27 protein-coding genes are annotated in these 26,933 nt (G+C 66.5%); 8 read left to right on the top strand and 19 right to left on the bottom strand.

Annotated features, from left to right (window positions below; genetic code table 11):
• Positions 1 to 14: 14 nt before the first annotated feature.
• Genes AC5I49_RS06285 through AC5I49_RS06275 form a run of 3 tightly spaced genes read right to left on the bottom strand, consistent with a single transcriptional unit; the run spans position 15 to position 1,917 of the window.
• Positions 15 to 227, bottom strand: coding sequence for a DUF2788 domain-containing protein (locus AC5I49_RS06285; protein WP_016449600.1), 213 nt, complete (start codon positions 225 to 227; stop codon positions 15 to 17).
• Positions 228 to 282: 55 nt separating this feature from the next.
• A complete protein-coding gene (locus AC5I49_RS06280; protein WP_495789009.1) occupies positions 283 to 1,116 on the bottom strand; it encodes a DUF2189 domain-containing protein in 834 nt (277 codons plus the stop codon).
• 30 nt (positions 1,117 to 1,146) lie between these two features.
• Positions 1,147 to 1,917 (bottom strand): HAD family hydrolase, encoded by a 771-nt coding sequence (locus AC5I49_RS06275; protein ID WP_495789008.1) that lies wholly within the window; start codon positions 1,915 to 1,917, stop codon positions 1,147 to 1,149.
• A 91-nt stretch (positions 1,918 to 2,008) separates the two neighbouring features.
• Between AC5I49_RS06275 and hemH the strand changes: the two genes are divergently transcribed.
• The 4 genes from hemH (at position 2,009) to AC5I49_RS06255 (ending at position 5,603) form a co-directional block, all read left to right on the top strand.
• Positions 2,009 to 3,106, top strand: coding sequence for a ferrochelatase (gene hemH / locus AC5I49_RS06270; RefSeq protein WP_495789007.1), 1,098 nt, complete (start codon positions 2,009 to 2,011; stop codon positions 3,104 to 3,106).
• Between the two features lie 146 nt (positions 3,107 to 3,252).
• Positions 3,253 to 4,227 (top strand): sulfurtransferase, encoded by a 975-nt coding sequence (locus AC5I49_RS06265; protein WP_495789006.1) that lies wholly within the window; start codon positions 3,253 to 3,255, stop codon positions 4,225 to 4,227.
• Between the two features lie 93 nt (positions 4,228 to 4,320).
• On the top strand, positions 4,321 to 5,418 hold the full coding sequence (locus AC5I49_RS06260; protein WP_016454056.1) for a YeeE/YedE thiosulfate transporter family protein: 1,098 nt from the start codon (positions 4,321 to 4,323) through the stop codon (positions 5,416 to 5,418).
• Between the two features lie 11 nt (positions 5,419 to 5,429).
• Entirely contained in the window at positions 5,430 to 5,603 is a 174-nt protein-coding gene (locus AC5I49_RS06255; RefSeq protein WP_016449605.1) for a hypothetical protein, read from the top strand.
• Positions 5,604 to 5,622: 19 nt separating this feature from the next.
• Here the strand turns inward: AC5I49_RS06255 and AC5I49_RS06250 are convergent, their stop codons facing one another.
• The 10 genes from AC5I49_RS06250 to AC5I49_RS06205 form a co-directional block, all read right to left on the bottom strand.
• Entirely contained in the window at positions 5,623 to 6,618 is a 996-nt protein-coding gene (locus AC5I49_RS06250; RefSeq protein WP_016449606.1) for a rhodanese-like domain-containing protein, read from the bottom strand.
• 110 nt (positions 6,619 to 6,728) lie between these two features.
• A complete protein-coding gene (locus tag AC5I49_RS06245; protein ID WP_495789005.1) occupies positions 6,729 to 7,649 on the bottom strand; it encodes an alpha/beta fold hydrolase in 921 nt (306 codons plus the stop codon).
• Positions 7,650 to 7,711: 62 nt separating this feature from the next.
• Positions 7,712 to 9,916, bottom strand: coding sequence for a 3-hydroxybutyrate oligomer hydrolase family protein (locus tag AC5I49_RS06240; protein ID WP_495789004.1), 2,205 nt, complete (start codon positions 9,914 to 9,916; stop codon positions 7,712 to 7,714).
• A gap of 52 nt (positions 9,917 to 9,968) precedes the next feature.
• Positions 9,969 to 11,036, bottom strand: coding sequence for a branched-chain amino acid ABC transporter permease (locus AC5I49_RS06235; RefSeq protein WP_065347063.1), 1,068 nt, complete (start codon positions 11,034 to 11,036; stop codon positions 9,969 to 9,971).
• A 13-nt stretch (positions 11,037 to 11,049) separates the two neighbouring features.
• Positions 11,050 to 12,042, bottom strand: a complete 993-nt coding sequence (locus AC5I49_RS06230; RefSeq protein ID WP_047218323.1) for a branched-chain amino acid ABC transporter permease — start codon at positions 12,040 to 12,042, stop codon at positions 11,050 to 11,052.
• Positions 12,039 to 12,782 carry a branched-chain amino acid ABC transporter ATP-binding protein gene (locus AC5I49_RS06225; RefSeq protein ID WP_046240153.1) on the bottom strand — a complete coding sequence of 248 codons (744 nt, stop codon included), beginning with the start codon at positions 12,780 to 12,782 and terminating at the stop codon, positions 12,039 to 12,041. Before AC5I49_RS06225 ends, AC5I49_RS06230 begins: the two co-directional genes overlap by 4 nt.
• A complete protein-coding gene (locus tag AC5I49_RS06220; RefSeq protein ID WP_495789003.1) occupies positions 12,779 to 13,561 on the bottom strand; it encodes an ABC transporter ATP-binding protein in 783 nt (260 codons plus the stop codon). The genes AC5I49_RS06225 and AC5I49_RS06220 overlap by 4 nt, the downstream gene beginning before the upstream one ends.
• Positions 13,562 to 13,564: 3 nt before the next feature.
• Positions 13,565 to 14,758, bottom strand: coding sequence for a substrate-binding domain-containing protein (locus AC5I49_RS06215; protein WP_392443709.1), 1,194 nt, complete (start codon positions 14,756 to 14,758; stop codon positions 13,565 to 13,567).
• 349 nt (positions 14,759 to 15,107) lie between these two features.
• Positions 15,108 to 15,689, bottom strand: a complete 582-nt coding sequence (gene msuE / locus AC5I49_RS06210; RefSeq protein WP_495789002.1) for an FMN reductase — start codon at positions 15,687 to 15,689, stop codon at positions 15,108 to 15,110.
• A gap of 297 nt (positions 15,690 to 15,986) precedes the next feature.
• Complete coding sequence (locus tag AC5I49_RS06205) at positions 15,987 to 16,889, bottom strand: LysR family transcriptional regulator (protein ID WP_016449615.1); 903 nt, start codon at positions 16,887 to 16,889, stop codon at positions 15,987 to 15,989.
• Positions 16,890 to 17,000: 111 nt separating this feature from the next.
• Here AC5I49_RS06205 and AC5I49_RS06200 point away from each other — a divergent pair, with 111 nt between their 5' ends.
• The 3 genes from AC5I49_RS06200 to AC5I49_RS06190 all read left to right on the top strand — a co-directional run bounded on the left by AC5I49_RS06200 (position 17,001) and on the right by AC5I49_RS06190 (position 20,118).
• Positions 17,001 to 17,975, top strand: a complete 975-nt coding sequence (locus AC5I49_RS06200; RefSeq protein ID WP_013803335.1) for a Bug family tripartite tricarboxylate transporter substrate binding protein — start codon at positions 17,001 to 17,003, stop codon at positions 17,973 to 17,975.
• 54 nt (positions 17,976 to 18,029) lie between these two features.
• Complete coding sequence (locus AC5I49_RS06195) at positions 18,030 to 18,887, top strand: substrate-binding domain-containing protein (protein ID WP_017405477.1); 858 nt, start codon at positions 18,030 to 18,032, stop codon at positions 18,885 to 18,887.
• Positions 18,888 to 19,050: 163 nt separating this feature from the next.
• Positions 19,051 to 20,118: a porin gene (locus tag AC5I49_RS06190; RefSeq protein WP_495789001.1), complete on the top strand. Its 1,068-nt coding sequence runs from the start codon at positions 19,051 to 19,053 to the stop codon at positions 20,116 to 20,118.
• Positions 20,119 to 20,150: 32 nt separating this feature from the next.
• Here AC5I49_RS06190 and AC5I49_RS06185 read toward each other — a convergent pair whose 3' ends face one another.
• The 5 genes from AC5I49_RS06185 to AC5I49_RS06165 form a co-directional block, all read right to left on the bottom strand.
• Complete coding sequence (locus AC5I49_RS06185; protein WP_203399715.1) at positions 20,151 to 20,429, bottom strand: hypothetical protein; 279 nt, start codon at positions 20,427 to 20,429, stop codon at positions 20,151 to 20,153.
• A gap of 392 nt (positions 20,430 to 20,821) precedes the next feature.
• Positions 20,822 to 21,943, bottom strand: coding sequence for a TraB/GumN family protein (locus AC5I49_RS06180; protein ID WP_310039205.1), 1,122 nt, complete (start codon positions 21,941 to 21,943; stop codon positions 20,822 to 20,824).
• A 2-nt stretch (positions 21,944 to 21,945) separates the two neighbouring features.
• Positions 21,946 to 22,680, bottom strand: coding sequence for a hypothetical protein (locus AC5I49_RS06175; protein WP_016449620.1), 735 nt, complete (start codon positions 22,678 to 22,680; stop codon positions 21,946 to 21,948).
• A 213-nt stretch (positions 22,681 to 22,893) separates the two neighbouring features.
• The gene (locus AC5I49_RS06170; protein WP_473210642.1) at positions 22,894 to 23,571 is read right to left on the bottom strand and encodes a S24 family peptidase; all 678 of its coding nucleotides are present in this window, start codon (positions 23,569 to 23,571) and stop codon (positions 22,894 to 22,896) included.
• A gap of 482 nt (positions 23,572 to 24,053) precedes the next feature.
• On the bottom strand, positions 24,054 to 24,500 hold the full coding sequence (locus AC5I49_RS06165) for a hypothetical protein (protein WP_495789000.1): 447 nt from the start codon (positions 24,498 to 24,500) through the stop codon (positions 24,054 to 24,056).
• On the opposite strand from AC5I49_RS06165, the gene AC5I49_RS06160 reads away from it, so the two are divergent.
• Entirely contained in the window at positions 24,499 to 25,164 is a 666-nt protein-coding gene (locus AC5I49_RS06160; RefSeq protein ID WP_016454040.1) for a hypothetical protein, read from the top strand. The two genes, AC5I49_RS06165 and AC5I49_RS06160, sit on opposite strands and share 2 nt — an antisense overlap.
• Positions 25,165 to 25,381: 217 nt before the next feature.
• On the opposite strand, the gene AC5I49_RS06155 is transcribed toward AC5I49_RS06160, so the two are convergent.
• A complete protein-coding gene (locus AC5I49_RS06155) occupies positions 25,382 to 26,914 on the bottom strand; it encodes a sigma-54 interaction domain-containing protein (protein ID WP_074923840.1) in 1,533 nt (510 codons plus the stop codon).
• Positions 26,915 to 26,933: the final 19 nt, after the last annotated feature.

The raw sequence follows: 26,933 nt of genomic DNA, 5'->3' as shown, positions 1-26,933 counted from the left end.
TGACGCCTGCGGCGTCATCTCTCCATCCACCACTGGATGACGATCTTGGCGACGTAGCCGACAAAGCCCACGCCCAGGCCCAGGAAAATCACGAAGGTGCCGAACTTTCCTGCCTTGGACTGGCGTGCCAGCTGCAGGATGATGAACACCATGAAGAGGATGAAGGCCCCCACGCCGTAGGTGAGGAAGAAATGGGCGATCTGTTCTTCTGTATACCCGAATATCACGACAACACCGTCCTACCTCCTCCCCTGCAAGTCCGGTCAGGCCGGGCGGTCCGGCTCAGCGCGCCGTAAAGGTCGACGCATCCACCAGGTCGCGGTACGCATGCCAGCTCGCGTGCCCCAGCAGGGGCATCACGGCCACCAGTCCCAGCAGCCAGCTGCCCAGGCCCAGCAGGGTCAACAACACAATGAGGGCGGCCCACAGTGCCAGAGGCACAGGGTTGGCCAGCACGGCCAACCAACTGGTCAGCACGGCCTGGCGCACCGTCACCCGCCTGTCCAGCATCAGCGGCATGGCCACCACGCTGGACGCAAAAATAGGCGCTGCCAGAAAACTGCCCAGCGCCAGCCATATCGCAAACAACTGCCCGTCGCGGGCCAGCACCACGTGCTGCACGAAATCCGCCGGGGTGGCAATGCGCACGGGCGAGAGCACGGTGATCAGCGACGCCGACACCAGCACCCAGCCCGTGGCCGCCAGCGACAGCAGCAGCCCGAACTGCACCAGGCACCAGTAGCCGCCCTGCCCCTCGGCCTTGGCCGCATGGCCGTTTTGCCAGCGCGTCCAGGTACGCCGCACCAGGGATAGATCGGCAGCCTCGCCGCGCTCCAGCGCGCGGCTGATGGCGTAGAGGCTGGTCGCCACGACAGGGCCGACGATCAGGAACCCCGACAGGGCCCCGGCCATCAGCCAAAAGCGATTGTGCCCCAGCGTCAAGATCAAAAACCCGATCAAGGTCAAGACCAGGCCATGTGCCAGGCTCAGCCAGGGCGCCCTGGCCATGTCGCGCGCGCCACGCGCCAGCCAGCTCAAAGGGTGTTTCCAGCCGATGCTGCGCACGGCGGGGAGGACGGGGGGGTGGAGGAAAGCTGTGCTGTGGCTGATGGGCATGGCGTGGCGCGGCTTCGCGGGCAGGCAGGGTCAGCTGTCAGCCAGCCCCTGGCACAACTGCGCAAGGCTGGCCACCGTGACGTGGGGCGTGGACCCCTCGTGAGGCCATGCTACGCCCGTGCGGTTGAGCCAGACTGCGTGCATACCCGCATCCATGGCGCCCAGCGCATCGAGCCGCGCGTCGTCGCCAATGTGCAGCACCTCGTCAGGCGCCACGCCTGCCGCTGCCGCCGCCGCGTGGAAAAAGCGCACATCCGGCTTGGCCATGCCGGCCTTGGTGGCGCTCAGCGCGGCATGGAAATGCTCGCCGATGCCCACCACATGCACGCTGGCGTTGCCATTGCTCAAGGCCACCACGGGCCAGCGCGCGGCCAGGAACTGCAGGGCGGGCAGCGCGTCCTCGTACAAGTCCACGCGCTGGCGCTCGGCAAAGAAAAGATCGAAGGCCGGCTCGGCCAGCGCGCCGTCGTCGCCATTGCGCTGCAGCGCCAGGCGGATGGACTCGCGGCGCAGGCCGCTCAGGTCATGGGCCAGGTCGGGACGATCGCGCTCGATCTGCACGCGGATGGCGCGCACGGCGGCCACGTCGCGCAGCGCCGCGGCCGTGGCCGGCGCATGGGTGTGCAGCCAGTCCAGCAGCACCTGTTCGGCACGCGAGATGGCCGGCCACACAGGCCACAGCGTGTCATCCAGATCGATGGATATGGCGCGGATGCGGCCGCTGCGGCGCAACTGCTGCAAGGCGGTCAGTGCAGGGGCAAATGAGGATTCGGCGAGGTGAGCGGTGGTGGCTTGGGACATGGTCCGAGCATAGCGAAGGCAGCCGCTGCAGGCTGCCGCCGGGTCATCGGGCTCGCATGGCAGGCCGCCGCGTCCTGCCACAATCGGGGCCATGCCATCCCGCTTTGCGCCAGAACCTCCATTCCGCCACGACCAACCCCAGCGCACCGCCGTGCTGCTGTGCAACCTTGGAACGCCCGACGCGCCCACGGCCCCGGCCGTGCGCCGCTACCTGGCGCAATTCCTGGGCGACGACCGCGTGGTCGAGATCCCCAGGATTGCCTGGTTGCCCATCCTGCACGGCATCATCCTGCGCACGCGGCCGGCCAAGTCGGCGGCCAAGTACGCCACCGTCTGGCATGAGAAGGACGGCTCCCCCCTGCAGCACTGGAGCGAGCGCCAGGCCCTGCTGCTGCGCGGCTGGCTGGGCGAGGCCGGGCACAACGTGCTGGTGCGCCATGCCATGCGCTACGGCAACCCGTCCATCCCCAGCGTGCTCGATGCCATCAAGGCCGAAGGCGCCACGCGCATCCTCATCCTGCCGCTGTACCCGCAGTACTCGGGCACGACCACGGCCAGCGTGTTCGACGCGGTCTATGACTGGGCCCGCACCCAGCGCCACATCCCCGAGCTGCGCTTCGTCAACCGCTACCACGACGACGCTTCCTACATCGACGCGCTGGCCCAGCGCATCGAGGCCCATTGGCGCGGCAACGGCCGTGGCGAAAAGCTGGTCATGAGCTTTCACGGCGTGCCCGAGCGCACGCTGCACCTGGGCGACCCCTACCACTGCGAATCGCGCAAGACCGCAAGGCTGCTGGCCGAGCGCCTGGGCCTGTCGCCCTCGCAATACCTGGTGACCTTCCAGTCGCGCTTTGGCAAGGCCAAATGGCTGGAGCCCTATACCGAGCCCTCGCTGATCGAGCTGGCACGCAGCGGCACCAAGCGCGTGGACGTGGTCTGCCCCGGCTTCACCAGCGACTGCCTGGAAACGCTGGAGGAAATCAGCCAGGAAGCGCGCGAAGCCTTCATGCATGCGGGCGGCGAGCAGTTCGAGTACATCGCCTGCCTCAACGACAGCGCGCCCTGGATCACGGCGCTGAGCCGCATCGCCCAGCAGCACCTGCAGGGCTGGCCCACGCAGAAGGCGCCGCAGGCCGAACTGGACGCCAGCCTGGAGCGCGCCAAGGCCGTGGGCGCACAGCGCTGAGGCCGTCCTGCATCCTGTGCACCGCGCCATATAACCCTGCCTCATGAGCAGAATGCATAAGCGTCTTTGTATATAGATGCTGCAAGCGGGACAATTGCACCTCTGTTGCTTGTCCCGCCGGTCTTCCATGGCCGGCCCCAGCCATCATGACCAAGACCTTTTCCCCTGCTCTGCGCCTGGCGGCCCCGCTGCTGGCGCTGGGCCTCGCCTGCACTGCCCTGGGCACGGCCCACGCCGCCGAACCCCTGCTCACGCCCGCAGGCGTGCAGGCCGCCGCCGGCCAGGACGCCGTGCGCATCATCGACATCCGCGATCCCAAGGCCTATGGCGAGCGCCACATTCCCGGTGCGCTCAACGCTCCCTACGGCAAATGGCGCGGCCCCGCCACCAATCCCGGCGAACTGCCGGAGCTGCCCAAGCTCACCGAACTCGTGCAGTCCCTGGGGCTGACGCCGGCCACCCACGCCATCGTGGTCTCCACGGGCGCGGACGCCACCGACTTCGGCGCCGCAGCGCGCGTGTACTGGACGCTCAAGCTGCTGGGCCTCAAGGAGCTGTCCGTGCTCAACGGCGGCATGAAGGCCTGGAACGAGCAAAAGCTCCCGCAGGACAACGAGGCCGTCAAAGTGGCCCGCAGCAGCTACCAGCCCCAGCTGGACACCAGCCTGATCGCCACGCGCGAGGATGTGGGCCAGCACGTCAAGCTCAGCAACGCGGCCCTGGTGGACTCGCGCCCCGACGCCTTCTACCAGGGCAAGACGCGCGCGCCGGCCGCCAAGCTCTCGGGCACCCTGCCCGGCGCGCAGCAGCTGGACTTCAACCAGTGGTTCGTGCCCGGCACCTCCACCTTTGTCGATACCGCCACGGCCAAGCAGATCGCGGCCAAGGTCAAGCGCGAGCAGGGCCAGGACATGGTGGCCTTCTGCAACACCGGCCACTGGGCGGCCACCGACTGGTTCGGCCTGTCCGAAGTCGCGGGCCTGCCGGGCGTCAAGCTGTATGCGGGCTCCATGGTGGACTGGACGCAGCAGGCCGATGCGCCGCCCATGGCCAACCAGCCCGGCCGCGCCGAATCCCTGGCCTACGACGCCAAGCAGTGGTGGGAAAAAAAGTTCAAATAAACACTCCCTGAGGCGCTTGCGCGCCTTTCCCCCGTGGCACGGCGCCTCTCTACCCGCTTCGCGGGGGAGGGCGACTGCATGGAGAAAAATGATATGAAACGACTTCCTCTTGCGGCCATCCTGGCCGTTTTCTTTGGCTGGCTGCTGTGGAGCGTCTCGGTGCGCCAGGCCGCGCTGTTCGCCGTGGGCCTGGGCCTGGGCGCGGTGCTGGCGGGCAAGCGCTTCGGCTTCACCACCGGCTGGCGCATGCTGATCGAGGACAAGGACGCCAGCGGCGTCTTCGGCCAGTTGCTGCTGCTGGCGCTGGCCGCTGCGCTGGCCATGCCGCTGCTGGGCCACTATCCCGAACTCACGGCTGCCCTGGGCCCGCCCAGCATCAGCCTGCTGGTGGGTGCCTTCGTCTTCGGCCTGTGCATGCAGATCGCGGACGGCTGCGGCAGCGGCACGCTGTACAAGGCCGGCATGGGCATTCCCATGAATGCGGCCATCCTGCCCGTGTTTGCCATCGGCAGCTTCCTGGGCAGCCTGCACCTGGGCTGGTGGCTGGACCTGGGCAACACCCAGCCCGTGGGCCTGGTCACGGCCTGGGGCTGGGCCCCTGCCCTGCTGGCCACGCTGGCTGCGCTGGCCGTGGTCGCGCTGGGCGTGGCCTGGTATGTGCGTGGCGCCAACGTGGCACTCAAGCGCCCCGCCAAGCCGCTGTTCGTGCGCAAGTGGGTGGTGGGCGCCGTGCTGCTGGCCGTGCTGGCCACGCTCAACCTCATCATTGCGGGCCAGCCCTGGGGCGTGGTCTACGGCTTCGGCCTGTGGGCCGCCAAGATCGCCAACGCCACAGGCGCCGTGGACCTGGCCGGCAACTGGTTCTGGAGCCAGCCCGGCAACGCCGCGCGCCTGCACGAGACCGTGCTGCTGGACGTGACCAGCATCACCAACATCGGCATCCTGGGCGGCGCCCTGTGGGTGGCTGCCGCCAAGCCCGTCAATGCCAAGCCGCTCACGGGAACGCAATGGATGGTGGCCCTCGTGGCCGGCCTGGTGCTGGGCTACAGCTCGCGCCTGGCCTTCGGCTGCAATGTGGGCGCCATGCTCTCGGGCATCTCCACGGGCAGCATCCACGGCTGGATCTGGGTGCCGCTGGCCTTTGCCGGCACCATCTTCGGCCTGCGCATCCGCCGCCACTTCAACTTCTGAAAGGACCCGCCATGACACAACAGAACAGCCTGCGCGCGGTCTTCTGGGCCGTGCTGGTCCTCTTCCTCGCCTGGGACCACCTGCACTCGCCCCCCGTGGACCTGCGCTTCGAGGCACCGCTGATCGCGGCCGGCTCGGGCAAGGCCACGCAAGGCGGGCACTGCTCGATGCCGGCGGGCAAATAGACCAAGACCAAGGCCAAGGTCAGGGGACGCTGGGCGCCGGCCCCTCATCCGCGCCAGCCGTCACGGGCAGCGGCGCGGTTTCCACATCGAAGCCGGCCGCCTGCCAGGCCTTGAGGCCGCCCACCAGCGGGCGCACGTTGGCGAAGCCCGCGCGCTGCAGCTGGCGCGCCAGCCGCGCGGCCGAGATTTCATTGGGACAGTCGCAATAGACCACCACCCCGTGGGGATGGTCGTGCTGGGGCAGCAGGTGCGCATGCGACTCGCCGCCATCGCGCGGGCGCAGCTCCCAGGACTGTGCACCCGGGATATGGCCCTGGCGGTACTGCGGCAGGGCGCGCACATCGATCACCGTGGGCTGCATGCCCTGGGCATGCAGGCCCGCCAGCTCGCGCACCGACATGCGCGGCATGCGCAATGAACGCACCATGCGGTGGCGCTGCCACCACTTGCGCACGATGAACAGCCCCAGCGCCACGGCCAGCAGCAACAGGCCCCACTGGCCCAGCGCGGTGAGCACGCCCAGCAGGTCTTCCACCGTGGAGCTGAACAGCGAGCCCAGGTACACGGCCGAGCCTACCCAGATCAGCGCACCCAGCCCGTCATACAGCACGAAGCTGCGCAGCGGCGTGCCCATCACCCCGGCCAGCGCGCTGGCGATGGAGGCGAAGCCCGGCACGAACTTGGCCACCAGCAGTGACCTTGCGCCCCAGCGGCCGTAGACGGTCTCGGTCTGGCGGATGCAGGCATCGGGCGACAGCGAGATGCGGCAGATGCGCCCCAGCACCCGGTGGCCGTAGGCCTTGCCGGCCTGGTACCAGAACAGGTCGGCAATCAGCGCCGCGCTCACGGCCACGGCCACCAGCCACAGCAGGCGCACCCAGTCGGCGCCTTCCAGCGCACCGGTCACGACCAGCACCGGGTAGGCCGGAATCGGCGCGCCCAATTGCTCGACGAACACATTGAGAAAGACGATGCCGAAGCCGTACTCGCGGATCAGCTCCACCAGAAAACCCATGTCAGGCCTCTCTTGCCCAGACGGTGCCCGCACCCGAAAAAGAAGGCGAGGCTGCACCCGTCGCAAATGCTAGCGCGGCTGCAACATCCGCGCCCGGCCCGGGTTGATGCTCAGCCGCGCTGCAGATGCTCCAGCACCCATTGCCAGTGCGCGGGCACGTTCAGCGCCGGCGCATGGCCGCAGCCGGGCACCTCCTGCCAGTGCAGCAGGCCGCGCGCGCCGGGGCCGCGCGTGGTCATTTCCCGGGCCACCTCGGGTAGCACCAGGTCCGAGTCCACACCCCGCAGCAGCAGCACGGGGATCTCCAGCGCGTCGTAGTGCGGCCAGATGCCGTAGTCGTCGTCATGGGCCGTGAACTGCTCGATCATGGCCGGGTCGTAGTGCGGCGTGACGCGCCCATCGGGCAGGCGGCGCACGCTGGTCTCGGTGAGCTTGCGCCACTCGGCCTCGCCGAGCCAGCCATAGGGCCGGTAGGCCTGGCGAAAAAAGGCCTCCAGCTCGCCCACGGTGTCGAAGGCCGGCGGCTCACCCGCATAGGCCTTGATGCGCGCCAGCGCTGACTCGGCCAGTTGCGGCGCATTGTCGTTGAGCACCAGCGTCGCAATGCGGGCGCGCAGCGAAGGCTCGAACAGGCCCGAGGCGCAGACCGTGCCGATGGCCCCGCCCATGGACGTGCCCACCCAATGCGCGCGCTCCAGCTCCAGCGCATCGAACAGCCCGCGCGCAATGCGGGCGTAGAAGCCCAGCCGGTATTCCTCGCGCGGCGCGCGGCTCCACTGGCTCAGGCCCCGGCCCAGCGTGTCGGGGCAGACCACGCGCCAGCCCTGCCCCGCCAGGAACTGCGCCAGCGCATCCATGTCGCGCCCCGTGCGTGCCAGCCCGTGCCAGGCGATGACCGTACCTGCAGGCTCCGCGCCGGGCGCAGGCTGCCAGTCCATGTAGTGGATCTCATAGCCCGAGCAGTGCGCGTAGCGGGAATCCGGCACGGCAACAAAAGGGGATGCGGACGAGGGTGATGCTGTGGAAGCCATGGAAGAAATCTCTGTGCAGGAGCGGCCGGCCGCCGTGGCAGCCGGCCGCTCCAGGGCCTGGCTCACTCAGGAATGCGGATCAGCCCGTCGCTGACCTCGATGGTGTTGGCCGTGCTGGGCCGCGCCACGAAGGGCGGCACCTGGGCCGCCGTGATGGCGGGCGCCGCGCCCGGCTGGCCGCCGCGCGGCGTGGTGCGCACCACCTGGCTGGCCGGCAGCGCGGTGCTGCTGCGCAGGTTGGCCCACACGGCATCCATGGCCTGGTTGAAGTACGGGTGCAGCGGCACGAAGCGCGTGTCGAAGCCGGAGAACGGTAGGAAGGCATCGAAATGCTGGGCATTCACCACCTCGATATAGCGCAGCCGCGTGCTGGAGCCATCCAGGCCACGGTTGAGCACCGTGTAGGCGCGCGCATTGTGGTTGACCGGCACCAGCGCATCGCTGCGGCCCGCCACGATGATGGTGGGCTTGCCGCGCAGCTTGGCTGTGTGCAGCACCTCGTTGATGCCGGCGCGCACGGCGTCGCTCTGGGCGCGCGTGGGCACGCTGCTCTCGGACAGGTTGAAGCCGGTCACCGGATCGAAGCCCGTCACCAGCGCGTGCTGGCACAGCGCGTTGTCCAGCCCGAAGTCGGCCACGCGCGTGGAGGGCGACACGGCAAACTGCCAGGCCTTGGCCCCGCCCACCGAGTCGTTGTAGACCACCGTGGCGGGCGTGCCGTTGGCCGTGCCATTGGCCGTGGCAAAGCTCTGGGCCAGCGCGGCCCCCGTGGCGGGCACCACGTCGCCCGTGGCATTGGCGGCCGCAAAGCTGGTGCGGCACAGGTTGGCATCCACGCCAAACCGGCCATAGGCCATGGTGTACATGGCCGACAGGATGGGGCCGTTGCCCAGCGCGTAGTGGGCGTTGTGCATGCGGTCGTGGTCGCGCGTCCAGCCGTACAGGCGCAGCTTGCTCAGCGCATTGGCGGCACGGTCGGCCGTGGTGGCGCCGATGACCAGGCCCTTGGCGGCCAGGCTGGTGCAGCGTGCCTCGGCACGCGCCGTCATGGCGGTGAGGCCTATGTAGTTGAAGATCGAGGTCTCGGTCAGCGCCGCATCGGGAGCCAGCGCCGCGCAGGGCTGGTAGATGTTGCCGTAGGTGGTGTACTCGGCCAGCGTGCGGCCCGGGTTGGGCATGGTCGCATTGCCCACGGCAATGGTGTAGCCCTGGCGCGTGGGCATCTCGGTCACGGGTTCGGAGGCCACCACGCCGTCGATCAGGCCGTCCGTATCCAGCTCGGCCGCACGCAGCACGGCCGCGCCGCCGTTGGAGGCCGAGCCCGCCAGCACCAGCGTGTTGTCCTTGCCGAAGGGCACGGGGTCCTGCGTGGTGCCATAGCGGGCATTGAGCACGTACAGCGCATAGCGGGCCGCGGCCAGCGTGTCGTTGCCCCAGTCCTTTTCAGGGTTCTGCTGGGAATGCGCGTGCTTGATGGCAATGCGGTTGGGAAACGCCGCGTTGTAGGCGGCGCGCGCCGCATCGGTCAGCCGTGCGGCAAAGAAGGACAGGCTGCCGGCGTCCGTGCGCGTGGCGCGCGTGCCGTCCAGCTTGTTGACGGTGTCGTCGCTCAGGTTGTGCAGGCCCACGCCCTTGCCCGCGTCGGTCAGCGCCACGGCGCAGCCCTTCTTCAGGCCCCACTCGCCCGCCGTGCCGATGGCGCCATACACGCCGCGCGAGCCCGAGGACGGGCCCAGCACGATGCAGGGCCGGTTGCGGTCAAAGCTGTCCGGCACCTGCACGGCCACCATGGTCTGCTTGCGGCCCGTGCCGTCGTCCAGCACGGCCAGGTACTCGCGCCCGGGGATCAGCCCTTCGCCCGCAGTCACCTGCCCGTCTGCCGTGATGTTGGGGCCGTACAGCGTGCCGTAGCCGCCGCCCGCCGTGGGGTCCAGGATGCCCCGGTAGTTGGAGTACAGCGCATTGCGCCGAAGCTCCGCCGCCGTGGGATTGGCTGGGTCCGCATACAGGGGCGCGGCTGCCGCGCCCAGGCCCGTCTTGCCCAGGCCGCCCGTCAGCAAGTCCTGCGTGGCCGCCGTGGCGCCCGTGCCGGTGGCCGTGGCCGGATACACCGTGGCGCCCAGCTCGGTAAAGCCCTTGGGCAGGTCATTGCTGGGTTCATGCTCGCCGCTGCCGCAGGCCGCCAGCGCGGCCGCCGCCAGCGCCGTGACGGCCCAGCGCCACGGGGTTGCAGGAATCGACGACACCATCTCTTCACGCTTCAACATGCCCATCTCCTTGTGGTAGTTCTCTGATGCACGAATGCGCCTGGGGCCCTGGTCAGGCTCCGGCGCGGGAAGAACGCAGACGCCCCACGACGCCCGTGGGGAAATAGTAGACCGACAACACGAACAGCACGCCCAGCCACAGCAGCCAGCGGTCGGGCGACAGCAGCGCGGCCAGCCAGGGCAGGCTGTGCGCGGCCTCGCTGGCCACGCGCAGCAGGTCCTGCAGATAGCTCTGGGCGATGAGGAACAGCACCGAGCCGATCGCCGCGCCATAGATGGTGCCCATGCCGCCGATCACCACGATCAGCAGGCAGTCCATCATGATCTCGAACGACAGCGAGGTATCTGGCCCGTTATAGCGCAGCCACAGCGCCAGCATGGCACCGGCCACACAGGCGAACAGGGCCGACAGCACGCTGGACAGGGTGCGGTACACCACCACCCGGTAGCCGATGGCCTCGGCACGGAACTCGTTCTCGCGGATGGCCTGCAGCACGCGGCCGAACGGGGAATTGACGATGCGCAGCAGCGCCAGCACCAGCGCCACGGCCAGCACGAACAGCAGGTAGTAAGTGATGATGCGCCCGTCGATCAGCACGCCCAGCACCTCGTTCTCGAACGGCTCGAAGCTGGGCGACAGCCACTCGGGCAGCTTGAAGCTCAGCCCGTCCTCCCCGCCCGTCCATTCCGACAGTTGGGAGGCCAGCGTCTGGAACGCCGCCGCCACGGCCAGCGTGATCATGGCAAAGAAGATGGCCCGCACGCGCAGCGAGAACAGGCCGATGGCCAGCGACAGCAGCAGCGACACCAGCAGCGCCGCGCCCAGGCCCAGCGCCAGCGCACCCCAGCCCGCGCCCATGCGCGACGATGCAATCGCCACGCCATAGGCGCCAATGCCGAAGAACATGGTGTGCGCAAAGCTCACGATGCCGGTGTAGCCCAGCAGCAGATCGAAGCTGGCCACCAGCACCACGAAGATCAGCACCTTGGCCGCCACGTTCAGCGCCTTCACGCCAGGGAACACGAACGGCGCCGCCGCCAGCCCCAGGAAGATCAACAGCAGCAGCACCGCCAGCACGCGGCTGCGCGGCATGTCGCCGGAAAGCAATCGGTTGAGCATGTCGATCACTCCTTCAGCGGTTCGCGACGGGATAGACGCCCTGAGGCCGCCACAGCAGGATGGCCACCATCAGCGCGATGTTGGAAAACAGCGCCACCTTGGGCACCAGGAACCCCGTGTAGTTGGCCATCAGTCCCACCAGCAGCGCGCCGATCAGCGCCCCGCCCGTGCTGCCCAGCCCGCCGATGATGATCACGATGAAGATCAGCACATTGACCTGCGCGCCCATCTGCGGCACCACGCTCTGCTGGTACATGCCCCACATCACCCCGCCCAGCCCGGCCAGGGCCGAGCCCGCCACGAACACGCCCACGAACAGGCGGCGCACGCGGTAGCCCAGGGCCTCCACCATCTCGCGGTCCTGCACGCCCGCGCGGATCAGCAGGCCGATCTTGGTGCGCGACAGCGTCCAGGCCAGCAGGGCAAACACCGCCAGCCCCACCAGCACGGCCACCACGCGGTACTTTTCCACGGCGGCATCGCCCAGCAGCCAGGCGCCCTTCATGCCCTGAGGCAGCGGCAGCGGAATCTGCTGCGGGCCCCAGATGAGCTTGATCAGCTCCTCGCCGATGATCATGCCGCCCATGGTGATCAGGATCTGCTTGAGATGCTGGCCGTACACGGGCCGCACGATGAAGCGCTCGAACGCCAGCCCGATGGCGCCCGCCACCAGCATGGCCACCACCATGGCCGGCAGCACGGCCAGCAGGTTGCGCCACAGCTGGTCCGACCCCGTCCAGTCGCCCATGGCGCCCAGCACGCTGGTGGCCACGAAGGCGCCCAGCGCGATGAACACGCCGTGGCCGAAGTTCAGCACATCCATCAGCCCGAACACCAGCGTCAGCCCCGAGGCGATGATGAACACGATCATCCCCATGGCCAGCCCCGCCACCGTCAGCGTCAGCCAAGTCGAGCCCGAACCCACCAGCGGCAGCGCCACCAGGGCCAGCACGGGCACCAGCAGCAGCGGCTTGAAATCCACATCCAGCCTGTTCAGCTTGTTCATAGCGAAAGCCCCAGCAGCGACTGCTGCAACGCCGCGTCTGCCGAGAACTCGGCCATGCCGCCCGCGTGCACCACGCGGCCGTTGTCCATCACCGCCACGCGGTCGCCCAGGCGGCGCGCAAAGCCCAGGTTCTGCTCCACCAGCACAATCGTCGTGCCGCCCGCCTTGAGTTGAGCGAAGGCCGCGATCATGTTCTCGATGATGGCCGGTGCCAGGCCCTTGCTGGGCTCGTCCACGATCAGCAGATCACGCGGCTCCACGATGGCGCGCGCCACCGCCACCATCTGCTTTTGCCCGCCCGACAGCTTGCCGGCCGGGTGGTTCCAGAACTTCTCAACGGCCGGGAACATGCCGAAGATCCACTGCAGCCGCTGCGCGTCCATGCGGTCAGCGCGCGAGGCGCCGCGCGCGGCCAGCAGCAGGTTTTCCTGCACCGTCAGGTCCGCGAAGATGCCCATGTTCTCGGGCACATAGGCAATGTTCAGCCGCGCGATCGCGGGCGTGGGCAGGGCCGTGATGTCGGCCCCGCCAAAGGCGATGCGCCCCTGGCTGGCCCGCCACAGGCCCATGATGGTGCGCAGCGTGGTCGTCTTGCCCGCGCCGTTGCGCCCCAGCAGCATGGTCAGCTGCCCGCGCGGCACGGCCAGGTCCACGCCATGCAGGATGTGATAGGCCCCGATATGCGTGTGCACGCCCGACAGTTCGAGCAGGTTGGGGTGGGAACTGTGGTCGAGCGTCATGCGGCCTCCTTCACGGCGCCCTGCTCCGGCACCACACCCAGGTAGGCCTGCTGCACCACAGGCGAGGCAATGACCTCGGCCGGCGGCCCATCGGCCACCAGCGTGCCATTGGTCAGCACGATGATGCGGTCGGCCAGCTCGCGCACCACATCCATCTTGTGCTCCACCAGCAGGATGATCTTGCTGCGGTCCTGCTTGAGCTTGCGTATCAGGTCCAGGATCACCGGCGCCTCGTCATGGCTCATGCCCGCCGTGGGCTCGTCGAACATATAGACCTGGGGTTCCAGCGCCATCAGCAAGGCCACCTCCAGCTTGCGCTGGTCGCCATGCGGCAGCGCGGCCACGGCCTCGTCGCACCGGGCGGACAGGGCCACCTGGTCGAGGATGTGCAGCGCCCGCTGCGTGAGCGCGCGGTGGTCGCTCCAGATGCTCCACAGGTTCAGGCCGCGCCGGTGCGGTCCCTCGTCACGCGCCTGCACGGCCAGGCGCACGTTCTCCAGCACGCTCAGGTGCGGGAACAGATTGGTGAGCTGGAACGCCCGCCCCAGCCCGGCCCGCGTGCGCGCCGAAGGGGCCAGCCCTGTGAGCTCGCGCCCGCCCAGCAGCACGCGCCCGGCCGTGGCCTTGAGCTGCCCCGAGATCAGGTTGAAATACGTGGTCTTGCCCGCCCCGTTGGGCCCCACGATGGCCGTCAGCGTGCCCGGCTCGAAAGCGCAGCTCACGCCGTTGACGGCCACATGGCCCCCGAAGCGGATGGTCAGATCCTCTGTGCGCAACATTGCTCAGCGGCCGTTGCGGATGGGGACCTGCATCTCCTCGGGCTTGATCTCGCGCACCAGCTCGGGCACGCCCCAGGCCAGCGCCGGGTCCACGCGGATCTTGAAGTGGTACATGCTCTGCAGGGCCTGGTGGTCTTCCTTGCGGAAGGTCATCTGGCCCTTGGGCGTGTCGAAGCTCATGCCCTCCATGGCCTTGATCAGCGTGTTGGTCTTGGTGTCTCCACCTGTCTTCTTGAGCGCCGTCACGATGGCCATGGCCGCAGAGAAACCGCCCGCCGTGAAGAAATCCGGCGGCGTCTTGTACTGCTTGTAGTGCATGGACACCAGCGCCTCGTTCACCGGGTTCTTGGGAATGCCGTAGTAGTAGTACGTGGCGCCCTCCATGCCCGGCAGATTCTTGTAGGCCGCCATGGCGGGCAGGATGTTGCCGCCCGTGGCGATCTCGATGCCGTAGCGCTTGAGATCCATGTCCGCGATCTTGAACGGATTGCCCGCCCCGGCCCACACGATCCAGATGATCTTCCTGCCCGGCTGGTCCTTGAGCTTGTCGATCAGCCGCTGCGCCCCTGCCGTGAAATCCGTGGTGGCGGCAGGCAGGTACTCCTCATGCGCCAGCTTGCCCTTCTTGATGGCGTCCTTGAAGGCCTTCACCCCGTCGCGGCCGAAGGCGTTGTCCTGGGCCAGCGTGGCAATCGTCACGCCCGCCCTGTCGATGGCCACCGCATTGCTGATGGCGTCCTGGCTGGAGTTGCGGCCCGTGCGGAAAATGTACTTGTTCCACTTGTCGCCCGTGATCGAATCGGCCACGGCCGGCTCCACCAGCAAAATCTTCTTGTACTCCTCGGCCACCGGCAGCATGGCCAGCGCCACGCCGGACGACGTGGGCCCCACGGCCAGATCGGCCTTGTCATCGGAATACGCCGTGGCCAGCAGGCTCTTGCCCAGGTCGGGCTTGCCCTGGTCGTCCTTCTCGATCACCACCAGCTTTTTGCCATTCACCGCCATGCTGCCGCCCGTGGCGTACTCCAGCCCCATCAGCAGCCCGGCCTGGGTCTGCTTGCCATAGGCCTCCAGCGCGCCGGTCTTGCTGTAGACGTGGGCAATGCGGATCTCGCCCTGCTGGGCCAGTGCAGCAGGAGCTGCAGCGGCCATGGCGGCGAGTGCGATGGTGCAATGGAGGAAGGGGCGGCGGTGCATGGTTTGTCTCCTTTGGGGTTTGCGGCTTGATGGCCTGGCTGGGCCTGCCGTTTTGCAAAGGGACCATGCATGCTTTGTGCCAGGCACGCCCAGGCGGCACCCAGGCGGCACCAAGACAGGGACGGCCTTGCGCCCCCCGGGGCCAGGCAGCCCGTGCCAGGGCCGAAAGTGTCTGGCCATTGAACAGATTCAGTGTCTTTTTCCAAGACAGCTGCCTGAATCCGATACAGGGCAAACCATGAATTCCTGGGATGTTCCCCTGCGCCTGGCCCACCATCACGTCCTGGCCGGCCAGCAGCTTCATGAGTTCGGGTGGCCCATGGGAATGGAGAGAAAACCGTTGTTTTCTTCAGGCAACAGCCGCTGATTCGGCCAGATGGGGCATGGTGCGCTGCCTCAGCTCGACCAGCGGCAATGCCCGCTGAACCGCCAGCGCGGCCCGCTGTAGCAGTGCCTCGTCGTGCAGGCGGTAGTCCAAGAAATCCTTGTCGGTCGCGTAGACACCCAGTGGCAGGGTGCGTGCCTGGAAGAAGCTGAACAGCGGCCGCAACTGGTGGTCGATCACCAGGGCATGGCGCTCGCTTCCACCGGTGGCCGCCAGCAGCACGGGTTTGTCGATCAAGGCGTCCTGGTGGACGAAGTCGAAGAAGTGCTTGAACAGTCCGGTATAGGCGCCGCGAAAGACCGGTGTGGCCACCACCAGCACATCCGCCTCCTCCACCGCCGCAAGCTCCCGCTCCACCGTCTCGGGCAACTGCGAGCGCCACACCGCGCCGGCAAGCTGCGGCGCGAGCTGGCCCAGTTCCACCAGGCGTTGTTCGCACGGAACTTCGTCGGCGATCAGATCAGACAGATGCTCTGCCAGGGCGGCAGACTTGGAGGGGCGCTGCAGTCCGCCGGATACGGCGACCAGACGAAGTGGACGTGTCATTGCTGCTCTCACGCAAGATGGCCGGGGTTCAACGCGGGAGCCGGTTGTGGCGACCATGCGGTCCGAGGTGAAGTGATGGCCATGACTGCTTCCCAAAATGCAAACGAACAATGGGAGCGGATGATATGGAGCCAAATCAATGAAGTAAAATGGTTTTATCTCACAATTACATGATTAAAACTCATATAAAGCTTTAAACCTGCCCCGTCGGTGCTGTTCGGGGGAGCATCCGGGTCACAAGCGAGGCGGGCATCTGCATCGCGCACAAGCGGGCCGTTGCCGAACCGGCATTCCCGCTCAGCGGCCCGCTTCCTGGGCCTGCACCAGACACTCCCGCAACGCCTGCGCCACAGGCCCGAGCATGCGATCGCGCCGCTGCAGCAGGCCCAGCGTGCGCCACACATCGGGCGCGGTCAGCGGCACGCCGCAGACCTGGGCATGGTCCTGGCGCAGGGCCAGCTGGGGCACGGCGGCCAGGCCCAGGCCCGCTTCCACCAGGGCCAGGGCGCCCGTGACGTGGTTGCATTCGTGCCAAGCCACGGGCTGCTCTGGCAGGCCGGCCATCACCTGGTCCAGCAGCAGCCGGTTGCCGCTCTGGTGGGAGACGGACACCAGGCGCTTGCCCGCCAGCTCGGCCCATTCCACCTGACTGCGCCCGGCCCAGGCATGGCTGCGCGGCATGGCCAGCACATAGCGCTCGCGCGTGAGCGCCTCAAAGCGCAGCGACGGCTCCTGGCTGCCCGTGAAGCTCAGGCCGAAATCCGCCTCCCCGCGCAGCACGGCCTCCACCACCTGGTGCGCGCTCTCGTCGATGACGTGCACCTGCACATCGGGCTGCTCCACGGCAAAGGATTTCAGCACCGGGGGCAGCAGATTGGTGGCCACCGAAGGCACGCAGGCAACCGTCACGCGGCCACGGCGCAGCTTGACCTGGTCATCCACGCGCTGCACGGCCTCGTCCAGGCCGGCCAGGGCCCGGCGCGCCTCCTGCAGGAATTCATGGCCTACCTCGGTCAGCTTCACTTGCCGCGTGGTGCGCTCCAGCAGCCGCACGCCCAGCACCGACTCCAGGCGCTCCACGCGCCGGCTCAAGGCAGGCGGCGACAGGAAAAGCGCTTCTGCGGCCAGGCGAAAACTGGCCTTCTCGGCCGTGGTCACGAAGGCGATCAGCTCCCCCATGTCGAATTTGATGCGCTGCATGCAACAGTCCCTCCAAAAGTTGCAATTCACAGAATAGCAGCCCCTGCATAGGATGGCGCCCTTGATAACGCTGCCCCCTGCGGGCAGGCAAGACCAACAAACGGAGACGACATGCACCAACGCAGACTGATCGCGGGCGGCGCCCTGGCAGCCCTTCTTTCCCTGGCCGTGGGCACCGCCCAGGCCCAGGACTTCCCCCCCAAGAAACCCGTGGTCATGGTGGTCGGCTTTGCTGCAGGCGGCTCGGCCGACATTGCCGCGCGCATCATCGCCAAGAAGCTGGGCGAGAACATCGGCCAGAGCGTGGTCGTGGAAAACAAGCCCGGCGCGGGCGGCAACCTGGCCCACACGCAGGTGGCCAATGGTCCGTCCGACGGCTCGGTGCTGCTCTTCGGCTCCATCGGCCCGCTGGCCATTGCGCCGCACTTCATGAAGATCGGCTACGACCCGCTCAAGGACCTGGCCCCCATCACCATGGGCGTGAACTTTCCCAACGTGCTCGTCGTGCCGGCCGCCACGGGTATCAAGACCCTGGGCGAATACGTGGCCAAGGCCAGGCGCGAACCCGGCAAGCTGGACTTCGCCTCCACCGGCCCCGGCTCCGCATCGCACCTGGCCGGTGAACTGCTCAACGATGTCGCCAAGATCGACACCCTGCACGTGCCCTACAAGGGCGGCGCGCCCGCCCTGCAGGATGTGCTGGGCAACCGCGTGACCTCCTTCTACGCGGCCCCGCCCACGGCCCTGCCCCACATCGAATCGGGCAAGCTGATTCCGCTGGCCACCACGGGCCTCACGCGCCCGGCCTACCTGCCCAACGTGCCCACCGTGGCCGAAAGCTTCCCCGGCTTCAACGCCACCAACTGGTACGCCTTCGTGGCATCCGCCAAGACGCCCAAGCCCTTGCTGGACCGCTGGAACACCGAGCTGGTCAAGGTGCTGAACACCCCCGAAGTGCGCGACAACCTGCTCAAGCACGGCCAGACCGCCGCCCCGGGCACCCGCGAGGAACTGGGCCAGTTCATTGCCGCCGAGCACGCCAAGTGGGGCCGCATCATCCGCGAGCGAAAAATCACCGCCGATTGATTCTCTCGGCAGCCGTTAGCCGTTCCCCAACCATAAAAAACCAGGAGACAAACCATGACCGCCATCCGTTCCACCCCCCTGCAGTCCTCTCTGCAGTCCTCCGTGCCATCCACGCTGCGCCGCCGCACCCTGGGCGCGCTGCTGGGCGGCGCCCTCAGCCTGGGCCTGGCCCTGGGCGCTGCCGCGCCTTCCACCGCCGCCGCAGATGAAATCCGCGTGGTCACCTCGGGCGGCTTCTCTGCCGCCTATGACCAGCTGATACCCCTGTACGAGCAGGCCACGGGCCACAAGGTCGTCACCTCGCGTGGCGCCTCCATGGGCAATGCGCAGGACTCCATTCCCAGCCGGCTGGCGCGGGGCGAGCAGTTCGACGTGGTCATCCTCGCCGACTCGGCCCTGGACAACCTGGCAGCGCAAGGCAAGGTGGAAGCGGGCAGCCGCGTGGACCTGGCGCGCTCCATGATCGGCATGAGCGTGCGCAAGGGCACGCCCAAGCCCGACATCAGCACCGTGGACGCGCTCAGGCAGACCCTGCTGGACGCCAAATCCGTTGCCTACTCGGCCAGCGCCAGCGGCACCTACCTGGCCAACGAACTGTTCCCGCGCCTGGGCGTGGCCGAGCAGATGAAGGGCAAGGCCACCCGCATCCTCAGCGAGCGCGTGGGCGCCGTGGTGCTGCGTGGCGATGCGGACATCGGCTTCCAGCAGGTCAGCGAACTGCTGCCGTTCAAGGAGCTGGAATTCGTCGGCCCCCTGCCCGATGAAGTGCAGCAGCGCGTCTTCTTCTCCGCAGGCGTGGCCACCGGCGCCAAGAGCCCTGACACGGCGCGACACCTGATCCGCTTCCTGGCAGCCCCCGCCGCTGCGCCCATCGTGCGCAGCACCGGCATGGAGCCGGCGGCCAAGCCCTGACGGCAGGCCCCCGAGCCCTCAAGGCCCTCTAGGCTCTCTAGGCACTCAAGGCCCTCGACACACAGGGGGCCTTCCCCCTCCCCGGTTCGACCTCCTTCCAGCGGCGCTGCAACGGCACTGCTGCGGCATGCCGCTGCCCAGCCCTCTCACCCTCGCCACACCCATGAACACCAAAACCCTGGTGCTGATCACCCTCGCCGCCGCACCGCTGTCGGCCCTTGCGCAATCCAGCATCACGCTCTACGGCATTGCCGATACCGGCGTGCGCTACACCAGCGGCCTCACCGCTGCCAACGCGGCCAGCAACACCTCGGGCGCCGCGCTGTCCAGCGGCGTCAACACCACCAGCCGCTTCGGGTTTCGGGGCCGCGAAGACCTGGGCGGCGGCATGTACGCCCTGTTCAACCTGGAAACCGGCCTGAACCTGGACACCGGCACCACCGCCAACTCCAGCAAGTTCTTCGACCGCGCGGCCATCGTGGGCCTGGGCGGCAGCTGGGGCCAGGTCACGGCCGGCCGCCAGACCAACCTGCTGGCAGAGGCCATCAGCCCCGTGGACCCCGTGGGCATGCGGTTTGCCTCCTTCAACCCCAACATCGCCACCGCCGCGCTCAGCAGCCACGGCCTGGGCGTGGAATACGGCAGCGCGGGCGCCACCACCGGCTCGTACCGGCTGGACAACTCGGTCAAGTACACCGGCCGCTTCGGCGGCCTCACCGCCCGCGCCATGTACAGCTTTGGCGAGACGGCGCAAGGCGGCTCCGCCCGCTCATCGGCCGGCGCGGGCCTGGCCTATGGCACGAAGACATGGACCGTCTCCGGCGCCTACCAGCGCTTCAAGACCGCAGACCAGTGGGAGCTGAAAGCCGCCACCCTGGGCGCCAGCTACCAATGGGACAAGCTGCGCCTTGCGCTGAACACCGCGCGCAGCGACGGCCAGACCAACGCCACCACCGCCCGCACCGTGCAGCGCGTGCACTCGCTGGGCGCCACCTGGTCCGCCCGCAGCACGCTGGACCTGACCGCCGCCCTGTACCGCGTGGAACGCGAACGCAGCGGCCGCGCCGCAGACGGCTACACCCGCGCCCTGCTGTTTGCGGAATACAAGCTCTCACGCCGCAGCAAGCTGTATGCGGAACTGGACCGCACGCATTGGAGTGGAGGGTTTCAGGGCGGGCAGAACAAGGATGTGGCTACGGGGGTGACTGCGGGGTTGATGCATAGCTTCTGAGGGGCGCTGCGAGCACTCGCCCCATCGCCAACTCAGCCGCCCAGCTTTTTGAACGGCGTGTCGGAAGTGATCCAGCCCTTGCCTTGGGGGCAGATCACTTCCTTGTAGCGCAGTTCCTTTTCAAAGCTCCACTGCTGGCCGAATGCGCAAACGTCCCCTGCGTTGAGGACAAATGCCACCGTCTGCGGTTGGCCCTTTTTCAGCAGAACATCGACGCTTTGCCTCGCTTCCCACCGGCCATTTGGCGGCTGGCTGCAACCCAGAGTTGCCAGCAACGCCGTGATCGCTGCCCCTCGCAGTAGGTTTTTCATCAACTGCCTTTCTTGTGGTTGTCGCGCGAAGACTTTCGAGCGACCGCTTCAGGCTGATTGACGACGTTCAGCGGCGACAACCCAACGACGGCTATCGACCCGTTGCAGTCGTTCGTCGCGGGCCTGTCGGTGTCGGCTTTGCGGCGGTTGCGGTCTTCCAGACTTCGCCGACGAACGCGCACTACCGGCCATCAGCAGTCGTACCCCACTAAGCCGCGAGCGACCGCTGCGGAAAAGAGCCGCCGCACAGGCCGCCTGCTCCGCACAAGCATCAGCGCGCTTGGTGCATCAAGAGACGCGAATCGAGGCTAAATGCTGCGCGGGTGTTGTCTGTTTTCAAGACCGGACAGCAGTCTCGACCAATACACTCGGCGCCATGCGTCCCCGCCAGGTTAAAGCCGCCCCTCCAGATGCTCAGGCGCCGAGATGGTGCGCATCCACTTCACCGACTCCACCTTCCAGCCTGGCTCACGCTGCATGATTTCCATCACGCCTGGCAGATGCGCAGCGCCATACGTGACGTAGATTTTCGGGCGCTTGTCATCCAGCAATTGCCTTGCAAGGTGGCGATTGCGGAAGTCGAGCACCACCGGGTCCAGGTCACCGCCGCCGCCCTGGCCGGAACGGCGCATCACATAGGTCATGAACCCGCGGCACAGTGTGCCGGCGAGCGTGACCTGCCGCTCATCGCCAGACTTCTGCCATTCGATCACACGCGCCACGACGTCCGATGAATCGTCTTCAGCGTCGGTGGCTTGCTGCACTTCACGTTGGCGCATCGCTGCCGCGAAGGCTGGGTCGCTCTGCACCAATCTGTCGTACTCCTGCTTCATCGCTCGCGTGTCCACGTCCATGGTCACGTGCCGTTCGGGGTGGGCCTTGGCATCAGCCACCACCGGCCCGAAGTAGTCGATCTGGTAGGCGAGACCGCAGTTCTGGCCGAGCTCTCGGTAGCTGTCGCCAAGGTCTTTACCCTGGGTCAGGACCTTCTTGAACCAGGCGTCGGCTTCCGGATCGCTGTTGGCCACGCCTTCGTAGGCCAACACATAACCGTCGGCTAATGCCTTCTCAAGGTCGTAGACGATGGTCTTGAAGAACCGCTCGGCACCCACGTGCTGCATGCCTTGCAGCACGACGGTGCGGGGTCCGTTGGACATGGTGACGGTGGGCACGATGGCTGGACGTGTCTCCGTCATGACGGCAAGGACATACACCGGTGCTGCCGCCAATCCGCACAACAAAAACCACAATCCGACGGTGCCATGCAGCCAACTTGCAGCCCAGGACCGTGCCCTGGACGAACGCGAGATCCGCCGCCAAGTCCAGACCAGCGGAACCGCGATCAGCGCGGCTGCTAGTAGCAAAGCAGGCAGCGAGAGCCAACTCGCACCGAGAAGGATCGGCAGGCCCGCCACGAAACAAAGCACAAGCACTGCCCACAGCAATGTGGTCAAGCGGATTGACAGCGTGCTGCGCACAGGGCCGCTGTCGGTTGTAGGGGTGGAGGCCTCCATCTTCAGAACTTGCGGCCCGCGCCCCAGTCTCCCTGGTCGCATTTGCCGACGAAGCCGGGCTTGTCCTTGATCTCGACCATGCCGGTACGCCGGTCGATGTTCACGCTGAGCCTGTTGAGGCCGTTGACCTGATAGCGCGCCGTGATGCGGTCGGGCGACATCTGCACATCCTCCAGCTGCCACCAACCGTCGACGCCGCCGGAATTCAGGGGCGGAATCATCTTGTCGCTCAGGTGGATGCGTCCCCGGCCATCGCGGAACTCGAACTGCACGCCGGTCTGGAACTGCTCGTTCGCAGACTCCACGCGCTGCGTGGGCTCGTAGTGCTTGCGCCTGTCGTTCCACTCGTAGCCCGAGTGGCTGGAGAATACTGCATGCTCGCCCTGACCGTAACAGATGAGTGTGAGCGCGTCCGGCTGGTGCGGGCGCGGCGGTATGTCGCCTGCCACGCCTCCAGGACGACAGTTCTGCTCAGGGATGCGGTTGATCGACGCGTAGCGACCATCGTCGGTGGAAATCGCCACGCAGGCACGCTGCGCGTCGCTCCACCAGAAGGTCCAGGATTGTTCCCGCACGCGGGTGGCGCGCACCTGCTGGTAGCCACGTGCCTGCATCTGGGTTTCCCCGCCGGCGCCGCGCGCGCCGACAAGATCGGCAAGGTCCGGCGGGGTCTGTGCCTGTGCTGTCGCAACGCACAGCGTCGCAAGAAGTCCAACCGTCAATATCCGGCTTGTCATATGTCACTCCGTTCTGTCGGCATGATGCCATTCTCGCCGCAGCGGGTGCGGTTGCTCAATGACAGCAATGTCGCGAGACGGTGATTTACAAAAGCTGGGCGACCGGCCAAGCCGGTTGATCAGTTCCAAGGGAGAGCCAAGCGCTTGGCTCTGCGACTGCCATATCCCAAACGCATGCACAAAGCATTCAAGTGTCCGCGACGGATGAAAGAGTCAGCCACCAAGCAACGACAGACTCAGAGCTTGGCCCCAACCCATATGCCTCTGCACCAGGCCCTCTGCCTTCCCGGCAATGACGATATCCGGGTGCTCGCTTTTATCAGCGTTGTCAGCCACTGCATGCCAAACATCGCCCACCCGCTGAAAGCGCCGCACAAGCATCTGCCCTTCCCACGCGAATGCATAGACGCTGCTACGGCGCGGCGTTCCATCCGCACGATTGAGCAAGAGCACGGCCCCATCCCGGATCGTTGGCTCCATGCTGGTTCCTGCCACATGAACCAGGGCGGCATTCACAGCACTGACACCGACTGACCGCAAAAAATCGCGCCGGAACTGCAAGGCGCCAAGCTCCGCCATAAGGGTGCTCTCTTCATCCGGCTCTTCGGACACGCCAATGCTGAGCTGCGAGACCTGAACGAAGTCGCTGTGTTCTTCATCCCCGTCAAGGGAATATTTCGGCAGGTTCAGCGCCTCTTCTATCTCCCGCGCCAGCTTCGCGCCTATTGGCTTTCTCCCTCTCAAGCGATCAGACCAATAACTCGATGTCCGGCCAAGTCGATTGATCAACTCCAAAGGGGAGCCCGAGTTGTCGCCCTTCCGACTGGTCCTGCCCAAGCGCAGGCAAAAGGCATTCAAGTTCGCACAACGGATATTTGACGTGTCGCTCATGGGTGTACTTGAGCCCACGAATTACACCAAAGGGTGTTAACAAGAAGCGATTCCAACGATGCAATGGCGATTGATCGTTTCTGTGAATGCACGCTTGCCCTTATTCCATGCACATCACCCACCACTTCACCCCCGGCCTGCGCTTCGCCGCACGCTGGAAGTACGCCGCCCGCGCGCCATCGGGCCGGGCCTGTTGGTCGGGGCAGCCGGATGCGGGCAGGGCCGATCCGCATGGCGCCTGGTGGTGTGTGCGGCGCTGCGCTGCGCTGCCGTGCTGCGGCGGGAGATGTGGCAGTCGGTGGATCTGCCGCCAGGCATGCCCTTGCGGCCGGGGCCGGAAGATGTGGCGCTGGCTCTGCACGCGCTGATGCCGCGCTGGCAGGTGCAGCTCAGAGCAGGGGACTAGAGCTGACTGGATGTGGTGACGGCGGCGCAGCGGGATGTGTTGTGGGCGGTAGTCCGTATCTACTGGCAACGATGACCTAATTTGTCATTTGCTCAAGAGTTAATCTTGGGCAATCTTGGCACTCCCTTGGAATATTTTCAAATATCACATCATTTCCCACCATGATGCTATTCATTGGCGGTTCAAGATACCAATATATTGAGCCATTCAGCCAAAGATCCACCACAGCGCTTTCAGAAATAAGTCTACCTGTTTTTACTTCATAAAGACGCACAGTCATGGGCATTTTCATATGGTGATAAATCAGTTTCTGGGCTAATGGCACGTAATAGTACTCAACCCTGTAAACACCGCGCGGGCTGATGCTCTCACCTTGTTTCTTTGGTATCATGAACAGCAAAAGCAATACCGTAAACACTACCATCCCCAGGATGATAAATATCCATTTTTTACTATATTTAATTTTCACAAAATTATCTCCTGAGGATGATTTATTTTTACCCCAGAGCCATTCCCATGACATGACGCCACGCTATTTCGCAGGCGATGCCCTTGGATTCATCAGCATTGCACCTTTTCAAACCCTGCAGATCAGCAATGGTGGAATTCTTCGTCTGCTCAAGACGATCCACCACGGGGGCAGCACCTACCGCAAGTTCCTGTCCTTGTACCCCGAAGTACGCTGCGAGCCGCTGGACTCGCTGTATTTTCTTCGCACCAGCCTCAATGCCTTTGACAGATCGCTGCTACACGATCTGCTTTTTTGCTACGGCTGGCGAGAGTCCAACTGGGGTGCACTCCTAGCGGCGCTGGCCCCAGCCCCTGAATACCGCGCCATGCTGGAGGACCGCCGCCCCAGCCTTCCATACGCAAGCCGGATCGTCGACTTGGCACTGGCAGCATGCGGCCACCCAGTGCCTGAACAATTGGTGGAGCACCAACATCTCCTGACCTCGATCAGGTCCATGCTAGACGAGCTACCTGCTGCAAGAATTCCCTTGCGCCCATCCCTCAATGCCGCCATGGAAAGCCAATACATCCGCGAGGCCGAGCACATCAGAAACATCTACCGGATGCACGGCACGGATGCCGCAAAAAAGCAGATGACGCAAGGAGTCATTGGCTACTATGGAATGAGCCATAGATTGTGGGTGGCAAACGGGGGCCGTGCCTATCAGCCAAAGTAGTACTCCCATCACCATGCCGCAAGAAGCATCTATTGCAACTTCCCTAGGACTCTCACCACCGCAATTGCGCCGTGGAACCTACAGACCCCGGTTGCCCAGAAGCACGCCAAGAAAGCTCTGAACGCCGAATATTCATCGGGCAGCAAGCGGTATGGGCATGCCAGCAAAGCATCGCTCCGATACCTGGCGACGGTACGGCTTGCAGGCGGCGGGTGACTCAGCCCTGCAGCTCCAGCACCGCCATCCGGTCATACAGCGTGGCCCGCGAGATGCCCAGCTGGCGCGCCGTGGCCAGTTTGTTGCCGCTGTTGGCGGCCAGGGTGGCGGTGATGGCCTTGCGCTCCAGCTCGGCCACCTGCTGGGCCAGGGGGCGCAGCAGGTCGGTGTCGGCGGGGCTGTTGTGGGCAGAGGACGGGGCGGGTGCAGTCTCTGGGCCGGGCGCGGGGGCGGCGGGTTCCACGCCGGATGAGCGCAGCACTTCGCGCAGTTGCTCTGCGTTGATGGCGGTGTCTTCGCTGCGCATGGCGGCCTGCTCCAGCACGTTGCGCAGTTCGCGGATGTTGCCGCGCCAGGTCTGGCCGGCCAGCAGGGCCAGGGCGTCGGGCAGCAGTTCGGGCGGGGGCATGTCGTTGCGCAGGGCCAGTTCTTCGGAGAGGACTTCGACCAGTGCCGGGATGTCGCGCCTGCGTTCGCGCAGCGGGGGCACGCGGATGGGCAGCACGTGCAGGCGGTAAAAGAGGTCTTCCCTGAAGCGGCCGTCGCGCACCATCTGCGGCAGGTCGCGCGAGGTGGCGGCGACCACGCGCACGTCAAAGCGCACGAGCTGGTTGGAGCCCAGCGGTTCGATCTCGCCTTCCTGCAGCGCGCGCAGCAGCTTGGCCTGCAGGTTCAGGGGCATGTCGCCGATTTCGTCGAGGAACAGCGTGCCGCCGTCGGCCAGCCTGAATTTGCCGTCGCGCGGCTTGCGGTCGGCGCCGGTGAAGGCGCCGGGGGTGACGCCGAAGAATTCGGCCTCCAGCAAGGCGTCCGGCACGGCGGCGATGTTGACGGTGACGAAGGGGCCGCCGCTGCGGGCCGATGCGGCGTGGATGGCATGGGCCAGCAGCTCCTTGCCGGTGCCGGTCTCGCCCAGCAGCAGCACGGGGCTGAGCGACTGGGCCGCGCGGCGCGCCTGGCGCTTGACCTCCACGGCCGCCGGGCTGCTGCCGACAAAGCTGGCAAAGCTGTACTTGGCGCGGCGCTCGCCCTGCACGGCCACGCGCAGGCTGCGGTTGCGCTGGGCGGCCAGCTCGCGCCGGGCCTCGTCCAGGTCGCGTTGCAGAACGGCGAACTTGCTGATCAGGGGCTGCAGCGTGGTCTCCGGCTGGTCGAACAGCACGATGCCGATGGCGCCGATGACCGCGCCCGCATCGTCCTTGAGCGGGATGCGGCTGACCACGAAGGTGCCGGCGCGGTTGGTGAGCAGGTCGATGAGCACGGGCTCGCCGGTTTCCAGCACGCGGCGCATGCGGGTGTTGGGGATGACGTCCTCGACCATGTGGCCCAGGAACTCATCCACCGAGGCCACGCCCAGGTCGGGCAGGAAGCGCTGGTAGCCCTCGTTGACCCAGACGATGCGCCCCGCCCTGTCGGCCAGGAACATGCCCTGGCTCATGGTGGAGAACAGCTGGAACATGGAGCGCGCTGCCAGCGCGAGGATGCCGTCGGCATCGAGCGGCAGGGGCTGGACCAGGGTGGGTGTGGGCGGCATGGATGGCATCCTAGCCGAG

It is taken from the genome of Delftia sp., assembly GCF_059499305.1.
Note: the sequence above shows the minus strand (reverse complement) of the source record. Positions and strands in the feature narration are given on the sequence as shown.